The organism is Amycolatopsis halotolerans, from assembly GCF_042647905.1.
In the GTDB taxonomy this organism is placed as follows: domain Bacteria; phylum Actinomycetota; class Actinomycetes; order Mycobacteriales; family Pseudonocardiaceae; genus Amycolatopsis; species Amycolatopsis halotolerans.
Genome location: NZ_JBHRWI010000036.1, coordinates 15,344 through 31,528 on the forward strand (window position 1 = coordinate 15,344; position 16,185 = coordinate 31,528).

At 69.3% G+C, this 16,185-nt stretch carries 12 protein-coding genes and 1 tRNA gene; 5 read left to right on the plus strand and 8 right to left on the minus strand.

Features of this window, described 5'->3' with window-relative positions:
- Nucleotides 1-8 precede the first annotated feature (8 nt).
- Both ACFORO_RS28785 and ACFORO_RS28790 read left to right on the plus strand, forming a co-directional pair.
- Nucleotides 9-377 (plus strand): MerR family transcriptional regulator, encoded by a 369-nt coding sequence (locus ACFORO_RS28785; RefSeq protein WP_377873666.1) that lies wholly within the window; start codon nucleotides 9-11, stop codon nucleotides 375-377.
- 76 nt (nucleotides 378-453) lie between these two features.
- Nucleotides 454-1,896 (plus strand): ATP-binding protein, encoded by a 1,443-nt coding sequence (locus ACFORO_RS28790; protein ID WP_377873665.1) that lies wholly within the window; start codon nucleotides 454-456, stop codon nucleotides 1,894-1,896.
- Between the two features lie 99 nt (nucleotides 1,897-1,995).
- Here ACFORO_RS28790 and ACFORO_RS28795 read toward each other — a convergent pair.
- Nucleotides 1,996-2,069: transfer RNA gene (locus ACFORO_RS28795), tRNA-Leu, on the minus strand.
- 124 nt (nucleotides 2,070-2,193) lie between these two features.
- Here ACFORO_RS28795 and ACFORO_RS28800 point away from each other — a divergent pair.
- Nucleotides 2,194-2,415 (plus strand): DUF3618 domain-containing protein, encoded by a 222-nt coding sequence (locus tag ACFORO_RS28800; protein WP_037358573.1) that lies wholly within the window; start codon nucleotides 2,194-2,196, stop codon nucleotides 2,413-2,415.
- A gap of 641 nt (nucleotides 2,416-3,056) precedes the next feature.
- Here the strand turns inward: ACFORO_RS28800 and ACFORO_RS28805 are convergent.
- Both ACFORO_RS28805 and ACFORO_RS28810 read right to left on the minus strand, forming a co-directional pair.
- Nucleotides 3,057-3,608 carry a hypothetical protein gene (locus ACFORO_RS28805; protein ID WP_377873664.1) on the minus strand — a complete coding sequence of 184 codons (552 nt, stop codon included), beginning with the start codon at nucleotides 3,606-3,608 and terminating at the stop codon, nucleotides 3,057-3,059.
- 220 nt (nucleotides 3,609-3,828) lie between these two features.
- On the minus strand, nucleotides 3,829-4,428 hold the full coding sequence (locus ACFORO_RS28810; protein WP_377873663.1) for a TetR/AcrR family transcriptional regulator: 600 nt from the start codon (nucleotides 4,426-4,428) through the stop codon (nucleotides 3,829-3,831).
- Nucleotides 4,429-4,499: 71 nt separating this feature from the next.
- On the opposite strand from ACFORO_RS28810, the gene ACFORO_RS28815 reads away from it, so the two are divergent.
- Nucleotides 4,500-5,960 (plus strand): flavin-containing monooxygenase, encoded by a 1,461-nt coding sequence (locus ACFORO_RS28815; RefSeq protein WP_377873662.1) that lies wholly within the window; start codon nucleotides 4,500-4,502, stop codon nucleotides 5,958-5,960.
- A 318-nt stretch (nucleotides 5,961-6,278) separates the two neighbouring features.
- On the opposite strand, the gene ACFORO_RS28820 is transcribed toward ACFORO_RS28815, so the two are convergent.
- The 5 genes from ACFORO_RS28820 to ACFORO_RS28840 all read right to left on the minus strand — a co-directional run bounded on the left by ACFORO_RS28820 (nucleotide 6,279) and on the right by ACFORO_RS28840 (nucleotide 14,870).
- Nucleotides 6,279-6,869, minus strand: a complete 591-nt coding sequence (locus ACFORO_RS28820) for a helix-turn-helix transcriptional regulator (RefSeq protein ID WP_377873661.1) — start codon at nucleotides 6,867-6,869, stop codon at nucleotides 6,279-6,281.
- Nucleotides 6,870-6,993: 124 nt separating this feature from the next.
- Nucleotides 6,994-8,661 carry an LCP family protein gene (locus tag ACFORO_RS28825; RefSeq protein WP_377873660.1) on the minus strand — a complete coding sequence of 556 codons (1,668 nt, stop codon included), beginning with the start codon at nucleotides 8,659-8,661 and terminating at the stop codon, nucleotides 6,994-6,996.
- 164 nt (nucleotides 8,662-8,825) lie between these two features.
- Nucleotides 8,826-10,997 (minus strand): phospholipase A2, encoded by a 2,172-nt coding sequence (locus tag ACFORO_RS28830; protein WP_377873659.1) that lies wholly within the window; start codon nucleotides 10,995-10,997, stop codon nucleotides 8,826-8,828.
- 834 nt (nucleotides 10,998-11,831) lie between these two features.
- On the minus strand, nucleotides 11,832-13,196 hold the full coding sequence (locus tag ACFORO_RS28835; RefSeq protein WP_377873658.1) for a GGDEF domain-containing protein: 1,365 nt from the start codon (nucleotides 13,194-13,196) through the stop codon (nucleotides 11,832-11,834).
- Between the two features lie 465 nt (nucleotides 13,197-13,661).
- Nucleotides 13,662-14,870: an MFS transporter gene (locus tag ACFORO_RS28840; RefSeq protein ID WP_377873657.1), complete on the minus strand. Its 1,209-nt coding sequence runs from the start codon at nucleotides 14,868-14,870 to the stop codon at nucleotides 13,662-13,664.
- 352 nt (nucleotides 14,871-15,222) lie between these two features.
- Between ACFORO_RS28840 and ACFORO_RS28845 the strand changes: the two genes are divergently transcribed.
- Nucleotides 15,223-16,107, plus strand: a complete 885-nt coding sequence (locus ACFORO_RS28845; RefSeq protein WP_377873656.1) for an SDR family NAD(P)-dependent oxidoreductase — start codon at nucleotides 15,223-15,225, stop codon at nucleotides 16,105-16,107.
- Nucleotides 16,108-16,185: the final 78 nt, after the last annotated feature.

Sequence of the window (16,185 nt, forward strand, 5' to 3'; positions counted from 1 at the left end):
TCGGGTCGGTGCGGATCGGAGAGCTGGCGAAGGCCACCGGAGTCACCACCAGAGCACTGCGGTTCTACGAGGAGCAGGGCTTGCTGACCGCCGCCCGCTCCCACAACGGGTACCGGCAGTACGACGAGTCCGCGATCGAGCGGGTGGCGAACATCCGCTACCTGCTCGACTCGGGGCTCACCATGGAAGACATCCGCCCGCTGGGCTCGTGCCTGCAGGGAGACCTGCCGGCGCGACGCCTGTCCTCGAGCGCTATCGCTTTGGTGGACCGCAGGCTGGCCGTGCTGGACGAACGCATCGCCGCCTTGACCCGGGCCCGGGAGCAACTGTCCTCGCGAGCGACCGCGTCCCGCAGCGGCGACGTTGCTTGCGGTTGACATCTCTGGGTAAGTCTCATTCTAAGTATGATTCAATCTAAGTAAGATCCGATCATACTTTGATGAGGTCGAGCTTATGGTGGAGTTTCAGGGGCGCTCGAACGATCTCGCGCTGCTTGAGCGGCAGCTTCGCCTGGTCAGGGACGCGACCGCGACCACCCGCGGCCAGGCCGTGATCGTCACCGGCCGTCGGCGGGTGGGCAAATCCCGGCTCGTCCAGGAGTTCTGCGACCGCTCGGGGGCACCGTATCTGATCTTCCAAGCCTCCCGCGGTCGCAATCCGGCCGCGGAGCGCGCCGACTTCGCCGCCGCGATCGTCGAGTCAGCCCTGCCCGGTGCGGACCTGGTCGCCGGGGCGCTTGGCGCCGACTGGAACCAGGCCCTGCGCGCGCTGGCAGTCGCGGTACCCGAGGACACTCCCAGCATTGTCGTCCTGGACGAGGTTCCGTGGCTGGTCGAGCAGGACCGCGAGTTCGAAGGCGCCCTCCAGACCGTCTGGGATCGGTACCTGTCGGCCAAGCCGGTGCTGCTGTTGCTGGTCGGAAGCGACCTGTCGATGATGGAGTCCCTCCAGGAGTACGGCCGTCCCTTCCATGGCCGTGCTGCCCGCATGCTGGTGCGCCCCCTCGACCCGGCCGACGTCCAGCGGATGACCGCACTCGAGCCGGCGGAGGCCATCGACGCGTATCTGATCACCGGCGGTTTCCCGGAGATCGTCCAGCGTTGGAAACCGGGCACCAGCCGTACCGCGTTTGTGCGCGACCAGCTCGCCGACCCGCTTTCCCCGTTGCTGATGGCGGGAGAACTGTCCTTGCTCGGCGAGGTTCCCGAACCGTCGCACAGCCGCTCGGCCCTGGAAGCGATCGGTACGGGCGAACGCACCTTCGGAACGATCGCCCATCGGATCGGCGCCGGCAACCCGATCCCTTCCGGCACCCTCGCCCCGATCCTGAACACCCTGACGGCCAAGCGCATCGTCGCCGTCGACACTCCGCTGGCCACCCGTCCGGACACCAAGAACAAGCGCTATCGGATCGAGGATCCGTACTTGCGGTTCTGGCTGGCGTTCCTGCAGCGCGGTATTGCCGAGGTCGAACGCGGCCGCGGCGACTTGGTCGCGTCGCGCATCGAAGGGTCATGGCCGTCCTGGCGCGGCCGTGCCGTCGAGCCTGTCGTCCGGACGGCCCTTGCGCGGCTCCTGCCCGACGACCGGCTGCCCGGCGCGGACGTCGTCGGCGGCTGGTGGAACCGGCAGAACAACCCGGAAATCGACCTGGTGGGCGCCGACCGGGACCGGCCCGCGGCCACTCGCATCGCGTTCACCGGCTCCATCAAGTGGCTGGAGACCGAACTCTTCGGCAAACGCGAGTGGGAAAGCCTGCTCGCCGGATCCATGTCGATCCCCGGACGCGACCACACGACGCCCTTGATCGCGGTGTCCCGCAACGGCATCGAAGACGGACTGCCGCTGGCCGCGTCGTTCGGTCCCGAAGAGCTCATCGAGGCATGGCGGCGCTGAGAACACGATCCGAGCGGCGAGAATCCGCTGCCTGCTGTATTTCTGCTGTACGCGGCGATGCGAACCAGCGAACCGGTCTGCTGCCCAGCAGCCTGAGTGTGGGGCCGGAGAGACTCGAACTCTCACTGGCACGGACCTAAACCGTGTGCCTCTGCCAATTGGGCTACGGCCCCCAGGAACCAGGTGTGATCGTAGCGCGCGCCACGTTCGGGTCGGCTCGGCGTGGCCAGTCGCCGTCTCGCGGGGGTTGTCCTCTACCGTGGACCGCCTACAGTCCGACTGCGGCGAGGAGGGCACGTGGCTCGCGACCCCGAGACCATCGAGCGTGAGATCGAGCAGGCGAGGACCGCTTTGGCGGCGACCCTCGACCAGCTGGGCACGAAGGCCAATCCGCAGAAACTCGCCGAACAGGCGAAGGACGGCGTGCGCGCGAAGCTCGACAATCCGAAGGTCAAGTACCCGCTGATCGGGGCCGGCGTGCTGGTGGCCGTGCTGCTGGTGCGGAAGTTGTTCCGCTGACGGTTCGCCTCCCGCGCTGACTCCGGGCCTCGCTGGCTCGGAGCATCGGCGCGGGCATCCGGTTGCGACCCGCCGGAGCGGCCTGAGCGGCTTGCCCTGGCTTTCCAGGGGGCGACCGGTGCCCGAGCCCGTACGAGACACGGCTCAAGGCAGATCCCGTGATTACCCGGCGTCGCCTCTCGGGCGGGACTGCTCGGCGGCGCGTGATCTGCTGAATACGGGCTGTTTCATCCCTGGATGGCGGATCGACAGCCTTGATCGTCACGGCGGGTTAACTTCGTGAGAAGTGCCACTGCACCAGCGGTCACTCATTCGGCGGTCGCCCGGCTGGGTCGGTTTGGTGGAGCACGTTCGCCGTATTGGGCTACCCCGCCTGGGTGACGCGCCGGTTTTATCCCGCTGTACTGGGCATAGCCGACTGTTTGCGGGTCAGGTCCGCGCAGGGATGCCGAGACCGTCTCAGGGCGTCGTAGAGCCCGTGAGCACCGGCCCGCAGGCAGGTGTGAAGCGGGCATCGGCCAGCACGAAAGCGGCCTACCCCGACGGAGGCTGACCCAAAACCCCGGCTTCGTAGGGGACCAGTCAGCGCACGTCAAACAAGCCCGCGAAAAACGCGAGCCGTGTGAGCGAAACAGTGCAGGTCAGGCGCGCGCGACCGGCGGAGTGGCCGACGCACCAGCTGTCACGCCGGGGCGGCTCGCTTCGTCGGGCTTGCGGTCTTCGACCTCTTTCGGGAGTTGCTTGCTCGGCGGCAGCGCCGGTTTGGCGGGCTGCTCGGGAGCCTTCTCCGCAGCGGGCTTGGCAACAGCAGCGGCGGCAACGGCAGGAGCAGCCGAGGCCGAGGCCGCAGCAGGAGCAGTCGACGCTGTGGTGGAGGCCGGAGCTTCGGTCTTGCCGGAGTCCGCCGCGGCCGCCTTGGCTCCGCCCGACGGCGGGATTTCCAGCGGCTCGATCTCCGGCAGGGTCAGGCGGGCGGCCATGTACGTGCTGGTGAACTCCAGTGCGTTGCCGTTCAGCAGGTGCACGACCGTGGGACGCTCGTTCGGGGCGAGCTTCTCCACGAGCTGGTCGGCCCGGTCGCGGGCGGCGATGATGCCCGGCGCCTTGCCGGTCAGCTCCTTGCCGCGGCCGCTCACGGTGATCGTCCAGTCGTCGTTGTCGTGCTTGTAAGTCGCCGTGATCGTTTCCACCACTGCCTCACCCCTCTCGTCATCAGCATGCGTCACAGGTCGAGACCCGGCCACCGCAAACTCATGACGCGATTCCTGCTTGCCGGCCGCTGGCGCGACACCCAGTGTGTCTTTCTACCGTGTCATCGATACCGCAAGAAAACTCTGTGTCACAAGTAACGGGACGAGATGTGCGCTGAGTGACGACCGAATGGCCTAATGCACGGTCATCTTCACGTGCACATCAAATCGCACGCTGTGACAACCCGGCCCACAGCAGATCCATGGCGTACTCGGTGGCCTTCTCCGGGGTCACCTCCGGGAAGCGCTCGCACCAGATCGCCAGCCGCTCGCAGGCTCCGACGACGAACTCGGCCGAGGCCTCCGCGCGCAGGGTGTCCGCGCTGTCGAAGTAGCCGCTCATCAACGCGGTGATCAGGTCGGTCTGCTGGCGGCGGGTTTCTTCGATCTCGTCCGCGGCGGGGGTGCCGATCAGGGCCATCTCGTGGCGCAGCAGCGACCAGGCCTGGCGGCGCTCCCGGATGAAGACGAAGAACGCCAGCAAGCCGCGCCGCAGCGCCTCCTGCGCGGAGTCCGCGCCGACGATCGACTGCTCGGTGGCCTCTTGCAGCGCCGCCCGCGACTGCCGGATGCAGGCCAGCAGCAGGCCCTCTTTCGAGTTGAAGTACTCGTACAGCATCGGCTTGGACACGCCGACCAGTTCCGCGATCTCGTCCATCGACGCCATCGCGTAGCCGCGCTCGCCGAAGACCTGCTCGGCGACCTCGATCATCTGCCGTTCCCGCTCGGCTCGGGGCATGCGCTTGCGCTTGGCGGTGGTCATGACGCACACTCTACCGCCAGTAACCTACTCCGAGTAAGCTGGACTTCGGGTAACAGTTAACGGGAGGACGCATGGGCAACCGCACCGAGACCGGCGTGATCGTGGTCGGCACCGGGTTCTCCGGGCTCGGCATGGCGATTCAGCTGCGCAAGGACGGCCGCGACGACTTCGTGGTTCTCGAGAAGGCCGAGGACGTCGGCGGGACCTGGCGGGACAACAGCTACCCCGGTTGCGCGTGCGACATCCCGTCGCACATGTACTCCTTCTCCTTCGAGCAGAACCCCGGCTGGTCGCGCGCGTACTCGCCGCAGCCGGAGATCTACGAGTACATGCGCGGCGTCGCCGACAAGTACGACCTGCGCCGCTTCATCCGCTTCGGCCAGGAGATGACCGGCGCGCGCTGGGACGCCGAGGAGAAGCGCTGGCACGTCAGCACCCGCGGCGGCGACGAGTTCGTGGCTCCGGCGCTGGTCGCGGGCGTCGGCGCGCTGCACCGGCCGATGATCCCGGACCTGCCGGGCATCGAGCGGTTCCAGGGCCGCGCGTTCCACTCCGCCGAGTGGGAGCACGACTTCGACTTCGCGGGCAAACGCGTCGCGGTGGTCGGCACCGGGGCGAGCGCGGTCCAGTTCGTGCCGAAGATCGCGCCGGAGGCGGCCGAGCTGACGCTGTTCCAGCGCACGCCGCCGTGGGTGATGCCGAAGGCCGACCGCGACATGCCGGGCTGGCTGCGCGGGCTGTTCCGCGCGGTGCCGCCGGTGCAGCGGCTGTACCGGAATTTCCTTTACTGGACGCTGGAAGCGCGCGCGGTCGGCTTCAACGGCCAGCCGTGGATCATGAAGGTCGGGCAGCGGCTCGCGAAGAGCAACATCGACCGCGCGGTCTCGGACCCGGAGCTGCGCGCCAAGCTGACCCCGGACTACACCATGGGCTGCAAACGCGTGCTCATCTCGAACGACTACTACCCGGCGCTGGCCCGCGACAACGTCGACGTGGTCACCGACGGCGTGGCCGAGGTGCGCGAGCACAGCGTCGTCGACAACGCTGGCGTCGAGCACGAGGTGGACGCGATCGTCTACGGCACCGGGTTCCACGTGACCGACGCGTTCGACAGTCTGGAGATCGTCGGCCGCGACGGGCGGAACCTCGCGAAGGAGTGGGCGAGCGAGGGGATGCGGACGCACCTCGGGATCACCGTCAACGGCTTCCCGAACCTGTTCTTCCTGCTCGGCCCCAACACCGGGCTGGGCCACAACTCGGTGGTCTTCATGATCGAGGCGCAGATTTCCTATATCGCGCAGGCGTTGCGGCTGGCGGGCGACCGGGCGCTGGACCCGCGCGAGGACGTGCAGGAGCGGTTCAACGCCGAGATGCAACGGAAACTCGGCAAGGGGATCTGGACCCAGGGCGGCTGCAAGAGCTGGTATCTGGACGCGAAGGGCGTGAACCGGACGCTGTGGCCGGGATTCACCTGGCGGTACTGGCTGGACACCCGGACGGTGCGGCGGGAGGACTACGAACTGCTCGGGTGATGCGGCACGAGGGGGACTTTCGCGACGGGGGATGGAGTCGCGAGGGTCCCCCTCGTGGTCTCCGCCGCAGTCCACAGTGGACTGGCAGGGGTACGAGGGGAACCTTCGCGGCAGGGGAGGAGTCGCGAAAGTTCCCCTCGTAGTACTGGGGGCAGCATTGAGCAGGGAGCGGTCGCTCCACAGTGGACGCGGGCAAGGCGGCGTTGTCGTTGAGCGGGAAAGAACCCGCGCGGACGAGTGCGCGCGGAGGTTGAGCAGAACGAGGGGGACTTTCGCGGCAGGGGAGGAGTCGCGAAGGGTCCCCCTCGTGGTCTGTGGTCAGGCAGGAGCGAGCTTGCGCAGGTGCGAAACCAGCTCAGCCGTCGGAAGGCCGCAGAGTTCGGCCATGCGTTCCAGTGCGGCGAAGTCGAACGACACCTCGTCGGTCGAGGCGCTCGCCGAAGCGGGCTGGCTCGGAGCGGCGGGAGCGGAAGAGGTTGGCGTGCTTGAGGATCCGGGTACCGCGGCGGGAGGCCGGGAGGCGGTGTTCGCGCGCGCGGGCGACCCCGGCATCGCGACTCCGTTCTGCCGCAACCGTCCTTCGGCCCAGCGCCGCAGCGGAGTCAGCTCCGGACCGGCCTCCGCGACGACCCGGCGCAGGTCCACGCGGACCCGTCCCGGTTCCTCGGTGAAGACCCGGCTGTGCACCTTCGCCAGCAAATCCTGCGGAAGCTCGTCCATCGCCACGCACAGTTCGACCAGGCGCACCACGGAACACTGCCGGGTGCCCAGTTCGTACGTCGCCAGTGTCTGCAGCGAGATTTCGCTCTGCAGATGCGCGTTCAGCTCTTTGCGCGTCCATCCCCGGCCACGCCTGAGCTTGCGCAGCTCGTCTCCCAGCACTCGCTGGTAGTGCTCAGCGTCGATCACGGCCCCTGCCCCTCAACCAACTTCGCGGACGCGGGCTTGCGTCCCGATGGTGAAAGTGCCGAAGCGGCCGCTCATTACGCGGGTTTCGGGAAGATTTTCGACTTTCCCCGAATGGAGCAACGCGTCAGTTGACGCAGGGCACTCCGTCGGCGGTGATCGGCTGGTCGTCGCTGCCCGGACCCGAGGGCGTCGCCGGGGGCGCGGCCTGCTGCGCCGGAGGGGCTTGCGCCGCACCGGTTCCGCTCGAAGCGCCGGCGGAAGGCTGGTAGTCCGAACCGAGGAACACCTTCACGTGGCCCTTGGGCACGCTCTTGTCTTCCTGCACCGTCGCCTTGGTGCCGAGTGCGTCGGCGACCGCCTGCCCGGCTGCCTCGCCGCCGCTGGGGACCCAGATCACAGTCGTCTTCCGCGAGGACGCGTTGTCCGTGTCGCCCGCGGTGAAGCCCTTGTCCACCAGTTGCTTCGACACGGTCGCCGCGAGACCGGTGCGGTCCGAGGCGTTGCGCACGTCGACCGTCGTGTCCTTATGGGACTGATCCGGCTTCTGCTGCTGTGCCGGAGCGCCGTCGGCTCCGGCCTGCGGGCCGGTCAGTCCCTGCACGAAGGCCTTCACCTTCGCCGGGTCGACCTTGACCGCGACGCCGTCGTTCGGCGTCCGGTACTCGACGTTGTCGACCGGGATGGTGCGGAACTCGAGCTGCCCGCCGGTGAGGCCCTTCATCTGCTGGGCGAAGCTGAAGATGTCCCAGTTCTGGTTCAGCACCACGGACTTCTTGATGGCGTCGACCAGCGAGTTGAGCTTGCCCGGGTCGGTCAGCGTTCCCGCGGACAGGATCTTGCGCGCCATGCCCGCCATGAACACCTGCTGGCGCACGACCCGGTCGAGGTCGCCGCGCGGCAGGCCGTGCCGCTGCCGGACGAACTCCAGCGCCTGCACCCCGTCGATGGTGTGCTGGCCCTTGGTGAACTTCGCGCCGGAGTAGTCGTCGTCGACGTTGTCCTTCAGGCACACGTCCACGCCGCCGATGGCCTTCGTGATGTCGCTGAAGCCGAGCAGGTTGATCGCCGCGTAGTTGTCGATCGTGGACCCGGTCAGCTGCTGGATCGTCGCGATCAGCAGCTTCGCCCCGGCCTGGTTGGCCTTGACGTCGAGTTCCTTCGGATCGGTGACGCCTTGGGCCTGCAGGTCCTTGCGCGCCTGCAGCATCGCCCGCGCGTACGCCGAGTTGATCTTGTGCTTGCCGTAGCCGGGGATGTCCACGTACGAGTCGCGCGGCAGCGACATCGCGACGGCTTTGCTGCCGTCGTTCGGGATGTGCACCATGATCAGCGTGTCGGTGTTCAGCTCGCCGTCCGACTCGCCCGCGTTGAGCTGGGCCAGCAGGTCCGCGGGCAGCGGGTTGCCCTGCGCGTCGGTGCGGCTGTCGAGGCCGACCAGGAGGATGTCGCGGGCGCCGTCGGCTGGCTTGTCGCCGCCCGCGCCGTCGCCGATCACGTCGGAGTAGCTCAGCCCGTTCACCAGGCCCTGCAGCGACGCCCACGCGTATCCGGTGAGCCCCATGACCAGCAGCGACACCACCGCGAGAGCGATTTTCGCGCCGCGCATCCCGCCGCGGCGGGACCGTCCGGTGCTGCGGCGCGGCGGCGGTCCGGGACGACGAGCCGGACCCTGCGGGTCGCGTCGCGAGCGGGGCGGTGGCCCGGGCCGCCGCGCCGGTTCCCGGCCGGGCTGGTCCTGCCACGAGCGGGCGGGGCGGCGATCGCCTTGCCCGTTCCGAGGCGGGTAGTCCACGCGGTCGGCTCCTTCTCGTCGTTCTGGTCGTCCGCTTCTGAAGACGCATGGTGCCCGGCGGGGGTTGCGAAGGATTCGCACCTCCCCCGGACGGTGTGGCGCGCACCACCCATCGTCCGGTATCCGAAGCATTTTCGCCCGGTCGGCGGTACGCGTGTCGCGGGTCAGGGCGCGGCGGCGGCCGTCCTTCTTGTCGGAACCATGCACGAACCCGCCCCGACCAGCGCGAATACCGCGGTGAGGATGTGCAGGACGACGACCGCCGAACCGTGCGTCTCGCCGCCGGCGGCGGCCACGAGGGACGGCACACAGGTCAGTGCGGCAGCGAACCAGGTCGCGGCCGAGGTCGCCGCTCCGCCGGTCCGGACCGCGTGCAGGAGCAGGACGCCGAGGAGCAGATGCACGAGGCTCTGGACCGGGTCGAGACGCAGGCCGAGCACGTCGGCGTCCGCGGCCTCAGCGCCGAACCGGGCCAGCGCGAGACCGAACACGCCGAGCGTCGCGTATCCGATGCCCAGCGTGGCGGCGGCGCGAGTGAGCAGCACTGGACGACGGCCGGTCGGGGTGTACGGAAGTGGCGCGGCCGGGGCCTCGGCGCTGGGCTTGCCCGGGTGTCGCTCGAACCACCAGAAGACCAGCGCCGCGGGCACGAGCAGCAGCGCCACCGCGGCGAGCATGCGCGGACGCAGCAGCCAGCTCAGGCCGTTCGCGATCGGTCCGGGCAGATAGACCGCGGCGACGAGCAGCAGCATCGCGGCGAGGAATGCCAGGTACAGGCTCATCGGGGCACGCAGCATGAGCGCGGCGGTGCGGGTGACGCGGTCGCGTGCGGCCCAGCGCCGCAGTGGTGTCGCGAGGAGCCCGATGAGGCCGAGTTGCGACACACCCAGCAGCAGCACGGTCCACGGCCTCGCAGACAACGCGGCAGGCGCGCCCGGGTTGCCGAGCAGCACCGGCGAAGCGTCGAAGGCGAACACTGCGACCGCGAGGGCCGCGACGCCGCTTACGGCCGCGACGCCGAGCACTGGGCGGCGAAGCCGGACGCCCTCTGCGTACGCGAACGCCACCTGTTGCGCGAGGAGCGCTAAGGCGAGCGTCGCGGCGTAGCGCGGCCAGGAGACGTCCGTCCAGCTCGCGGCGAGTTCTCCGGCTACGACGACAGCGGTCAGCGCCGCGACCGACCACAGCCGCGTACGGCGGTAGAGCGCGAGCAGCATCGGAGCGCCGACGACGGTCAGCAGGTAGACGCCCAGCAACCACAGCGGGTGCAGCGCGATCCGCATGACGGTGGCGTTGGTCCCGGCCGGGATGCCCAGCAGTTCCAGCGCCAGCGGCACGATCAGGGCGACCACGGCGAAGATCAACGCTGGGCGCAGCAACGGACTGGACCGTTCGGCGAGGTAATGCCGGTAGCCGCGGTCGCGTTCGGCCCGCCAGCCCGCCGCGTTGGCGAGCCCGCCCGCGAAGAAGAGCAGCGGGGTGAGCTGCGCGAGCCAGGTCAGCGGCCACCAGGTCGCCTCCGGCGCGCCCGCCCAGTCGGCCAGCGCGGTCGCCGATTCGCCGACCATCAGCAGCACGGCGCCGGCGATTCCGAGCACCGCCCATGGCCGGGGGACGCCGCGGGGCAGGCGCGGACGCGGGGTCGTGCGGCGGGCGGTGTGCCAGCCGCGCAGGCGCATCACGAGCAGACAGCCGATCACCAGGACGCCGGCGACCATCGGGCCGATCGGGTCGCCGACCGGCGGGCCCCAGCGCTGGTGCCACGAGTTGACGACCAGCCCGCCGGTGAACACCGACGCGACCAGCTGGCAGGTGCGCTCGGAGTTCATCGGGTTCAGCTCGCAGGTGCGGTGCATGTCCTGCTCCAGCCGGTCGTCGAGCGACGCCCGGGCGGACTGGTCGAGCGGGTGGCCCTTGTCGTTGGCGTAGCGGAGGAGGTCGTAGCCGAGGTCGTGCGCCTTGCACGGGACGGAGAAGTCCCACTTCGTGTTGTCGTCGCCCCACGGGGCCGAGCAGCCGCCGTCCAAGTGTGCCGCGCGGACGGTGCCGTCGCGGGCGGGCAGCGGGCCGGGCTTCACGCCGGTGACCGCGGTGAAGTCCTTGGGCAGGAGCGCCAGCGCGGTGGCCTGGCCGTCGGGGTGGGCGAGCGCGTCGACCGCGTTCCGCGCCGCGAGCACGCCGCCGGTCGGCGGGCCCTGGTCGGGCGGGGACGCGGGCCGCGAGGCGATCAGGCCGAACCCGAACACCACGAGCAGGACGAGCAGCAGCCAGCCGGACGTCGACCAGGGTCGGCGAACGCGAACGGCGGCCGGGGCACGGTCGTCGGTGGCTGGCATGCGCTCCAGGGTGCCAGCCCGGCACGCGACGCGGGAGGCGGCTGTCCCCCTCACCCGCGCGGGGGGTAACCCCCGGGGTGCGGCGGATTGCGCTGGGCGCACCGGATGCCACGGTGGGTGTGGGCGAGAAGCTTCGTGAGGTGGGTGCGCGGCTCCCGAGGAGGTCCGTGAAGGACTCCTCGAAGGAATCAGATTCCCTCAAGGAGTCCTTCACGGACCTCGGTGGGGAGGCGGCCGCTACGCGGCCCAGCCAGTGCGCCGCAGCGGGGTTGCTGAGAGAAGCCCAATGCCTCATCGGGCGCATGCGAAGCGCTTTCTCAGTAGCGGCGGGAGGTCTCGCCCCGCGTCGACGGGCTCAGCACACGAGGCCCGCGGTGCCGAGGTCCGTGAGGGGAACCCTGGGGGAATCAGAGTCCGTCAGGGTTCCCCTCACGGACCGTCGCAGGTACGCAGCCGCACACTGCACTGCTGAGAGAACCCCAATGCCGCATCGGTCCGCGACCGGGGTGGGGTGCGTGGGGCGCGGGGTGCGCTCGGGAGGTTCGGTCCGGGATGGACGCCAGCAGCGGCCGGGCGGGGTGCGAGTCGGGGGTTGCCGGAGCGCGGTTGAGTCCGATGCGGGCGCGAGGGATTTTCGGTCTTCGGCCAACCGGGTTCGCCCGACCCCGGCGGCTTTCGTTCCTTCCCGAAAACCGGGTGTCGCGGTTAGCGGTCCGGCGGGCAATTAACCCGGCGGCCCAATCCGGCGGCGGAACGGGGTGCGCGCCGTTGCGCACAGTTGCTGAATCGGTTTCGCGATTAATCGAAAACAGTGCCGGTGATCGGAATTGTTGATCACTCCGAAGGCGGATTCGCATCCGCGAAGCGCACCTGGTTCCGGCCGCCTTCCTTCGCGGCGTAGACGGCCGCGTCGGCGGCTTGCAGCAACTGTTCCAGTGTTGTTCCGTTCACTCCGAGCAATGCGACGCCGATCGACCCGGTGCGGCCGGTGATCAATGCCGAACCGCCGCGTTTGTCGGTCGTCACGATGCGCTGATCGGCGATTGCGGTACGGATCCGTTCCGCGGTCACCTTCGCCGCCGTGGTGTCCGCATCGGGCAGCAGGATCAGGAACTCCTCGCCGCCGAAGCGGCCGATGATGTCCTTGGGGCGCGTTATCTCGTCGAGAGTTTGCGCCACCGTGCGGAGCACGTCGTCGCCCGCCGGATGGCCGTACGTGTCGTTGATCCACTTAAAATGGTCGAGGTCGATCATCAGCAGCGCAAGGGTTTCCCCGCCGCGCGCGGCCCGCGCCAGCGCGCGTTCCGCGGACTCCGACCACCCGCGCACGTTGAAGATCCCGGTTTTCGGATCGGTGCGCGCCTCGGACTGCAGTTGGTTGATTTCCGCCAGCCGGTTGCCCAGCACCGTGATGAGCACGAGGATCACGATCGCGGGCGGGATGTTCACGAGCAGGATCGTCGCGATGGTGCCGAGGCTGATCGTCGACAGCTCCAGCAGGTTGTCGTCCTTGGTGCCCAATACGTTGCGCAGCGTGGGCGCGGACGTGCCGCCGAGCGCGAGCAGGCCGCCGATCACGATCGCCTGCAGCGCCGCGTAACTGAACCCGACGAGCATCAGGATCCCGAAGACCTGCAACGAGTTCGCGGGCGAGAGCCGGGCCAGTTCGGCGGACGCGAAAGTCTGGTACAGGTGGTGCGCCAGCAGTGCCGACACCGCATGCGTGAACGAGGTGAACACGAACTTGTGCGGCGGCCGCCGGGAGTTGAACCACCGCTGGACGCGCAGGAGCGCGATCAGCAGCAGCGTCAGCGGGATCGGCAGCAGCAGCGCGGCCGGGAACACCCAGATGCCGGTCAGGTCGATGTGGACGGCGGTGACCCGGTTGCGCCGCCGTTCCTCTTGCCTGCGGGTGAGCTGGATGTGCACTGTCGCGCAGCCCGCGAGGATCGCGAACCGGCCCCAGTCCACGAGATCCGGGCTCGGCGACGTGACGACGCCGAAGGTCAGCAGCGCCACCGCGATCGCGTCCCAGGCGAGCAGGAAAGCGATCATCCGGCGCGGTTTCGTCCAGAGATCCCAGGAGTGGACGGGGTTCCCGGCGATCAATGCGCGCAGCCTTCCCGCCCCGCCCTTCGCGGCGGGCGGTTCCTCCCCGGGGCCGCGGCCTTCACCGCGCGCCGGTTCGGTTCCGGGCATCGGGCCGTGCCTCCTCGGGTGTCGGATGCGGTTCCCGGACGGTTCCCGGTTCTGCGCCGTTATCAGTTGCCGGTATCATCTCACTCACCGACTTCGAACGCTGTATTCGGTCGTAGTCTCCGAACCCGGAGACGCCTTCCGCGACAACTGCTGCATCCATGAAGTAAATTGCGGAGGAGCGTCCCCGCCGTCCCCCCGAGTGAGGTGTTTTCCCATGCGCGACCGCGAAGCGTGAATCGAGCTGTTGTCATTTTCCGGTGAATTGTCAGCGAGCGGAGGTGAGCAGCTGTGCGTGACCGTGAAGCGTGAGTTCCGTGACCAATCCACGACGGATTCGTGACAATGCGAACGGAGGTGTGTTCCGTGCGTGACCGTGAAGCGTGAAACGACTTCCCGTCCGGCGTACCCGGACCCATTCGGCCGGTGCCTCGACCCCGGCCACAGATTCGTCCAGCGATCCACGATTCAGGCCCCGGCCGCGACCGCGTGCCGCACCCGGGTCCACGAGAACGCGGTGGGGATCGCCAGAGCCACGCCGGCCAGCCCGGCCAGCGCGATGGCGGTAACGGCAGAGCCGGTCGCCTGTGCGACCACCCCGCCGAGAGCCACCCCGATGCCTTGCGCCACGCGCAGCCCCGTGCGGTACAGCCCGCCGGCCCCGCCGCGCAGTTCGTTCGGCACCCAGGTGGAGAACGTCGCGGTCACGGTGATGATGTAGGCGCCCATCGCACCGGCGAGCGCGAGCAACACCAGCGCGACCACCAGATTCGGCTGCAGCAGGAACAGCGCGAGCAAGGCCAGCGACGTCGTCGCCAGCACTCCGAGCAGCCGCTGCCGGACCTCGGCGGACGCGAATTTCGACAGCAGATAGGCCCCGGCGACGAAGCCGAGCGGGTCGGCGGCGAGCAGCCAGCCGACCGCCGCGGACGGCGCGTTCAGCTGCTGGGCCAGCGGCGCGGCCAGCCCTTCGGGCACCACGGCCAGCCCCACGAGCCAGGACAAAGCGATCAGCACCCGCAGTTTGCGCTGCCCGAACACCCAGCGCGTCGCGGAGAACCACGTGCTGTGGTCGCCTCCGGCAGCGGGCCGGTTGTGCACCCACACCCGCACGATCACCGCGGCCACCGCGAAACTCACCGCGTCGATCGCCAGCGCCCACGACGTGCCCACGGCCGTCACCAGCACGCCGCCGCCGGCCAGGCCGAGCAGCTGCACCGTGTTGGTGGTGATCCCGCGCAGGTCTTGGCTGCGCAGGTACAGATGGTCGTCGGTGAACACCTCGCGGGTGATCGCGTTCTGCGCCGCGTTCGCGGGCGACGCGGCGAGCTGCACCGCGACGAGCAGCAGGCACAGAGCGACCAGCGGCATTCCGGGCAGGCTCATCAACCCCACGAGCACGGCCTGCGCGGCGGCACTCACGCTCAACACGGCCCGTCGCGGATAACGGTCGGCGAGGAAGGACAGCCCGAGCCCGCCGGCGAGCGCGGGCAGGAAGGTCAGCGCGTAGACGGCCGCGGCCCACAGCGCGGAACCGGTGCGGTGGTACACGAGGATGGACAGCGCCACCTTCGCCAGCTGGTCGCCCGCGCTCGAGATGGCCTCCGCTGCCCAGAGCACGCGATACTCGACATTCCGCAGCGGTGCCGTCAGCCGAGAGGTCGCTTCGGTCGTCACGAGATGACCACTGCCCCCTCCCCGATCGAGTGAATGCGAGTGCCCCGCATTCTGCCTTCGCCTGTTTCGCTCCTGGCCAGGAGTGTCACTGCTCCGGCCGGGGCATGCACCCTCAGTATGCCGCCGATCACACCAGGGTGAACAGTCGGGAAGAATCCGGTGGCCGGAACGCGGAGCCGTTCGGACTGACCTGCCGCGGGGTACCCGTAGCACTGATCAGCTTTCCTCGTTCGGCGCAGCGCGACCACCGTTCGTCGCGATCGTCCGGTGCGACTGGGCCGAACGGCCCAACACTGGGGGAGACCCGGCGGAGCGGACGTCCTCGCGCCGGGCGCACCAGCGGGGAGTGAGCGTGGACAGACTGTTGCAGGACAAGGCCGTGGTGGTGACCGGGGCCGGGCGCGGGCTCGGGGAGGCGTTCGCCGTGCATGTCGCGCGCGCGGGCGGGGCCGTGGTGGTCAACGACGTGGACGCCGAACTGGCCGAGCGCACCGCGGCGACGATCCGCGGCCACGGCGGCCGCGCGGTCGCGAACGGGCACAGCGTGGCCGATCCGGCGCAGGCGCAGGCGATCGTCGACCAGTGCGTCGCCGAGTTCGGCCGGATCGACGGGCTGGTCAACAACGCGGGCCTCAACTACGAGGCGCTGCCGTGGGAGGACGACGCGGAACAGGCCCGCCAGCTGGTCGAGGTCAACGTGCTCGGCGTGATGTACACCGGGCTCGCCGCGATCCGCGCGATGGTCGGCGCGGGCGGCGGGTCGATCGTGAACATCTCCTCCGGCGCGTCGCTCGGGCAGCGCAAGCTCGGGGTGTACTCGGCGAGCAAGGGCGCGGTCGCGTCGCTGACCTATTCCTGGGCGCTGGACCTCGACGATTCCGGGATCCGGGTGAACGCCGTGTGCCCGGTGGCGCACACCCGGATGGTCTGGAAATCCGAGCGGGCGCTGCGCGCGTGCCCGCCGGAACGGACGCCGGCGAAGATCGCACCGCTCGTGCTGTTCCTGCTCGGCGAGGGATCGCACGGCATCACCGGGCAGATGATCCGGTGCAACGGCCCGCAGCTGCACGTGATGGGGCAGCCGTATCTGAAGCAGCCGATCCTGGAGCGCCCGGACTGGGACACCGAGACCGTGCAGCAGGCGTTCGACGAGGTGTTCTCCGCCCACCTGGAGAACTACGGGCTGGAAAAGCGCGTGCCGCCGCGGCTGCGCAAGTGGTCCCGGCAGGCCTCGTGAGCCGTTCGGTATCCGAGGGCTCTCTCCGCTTTCGCTGACTGTCCGTGAGGGGAACCCTGAGGGACTCTGAGTCCCTCA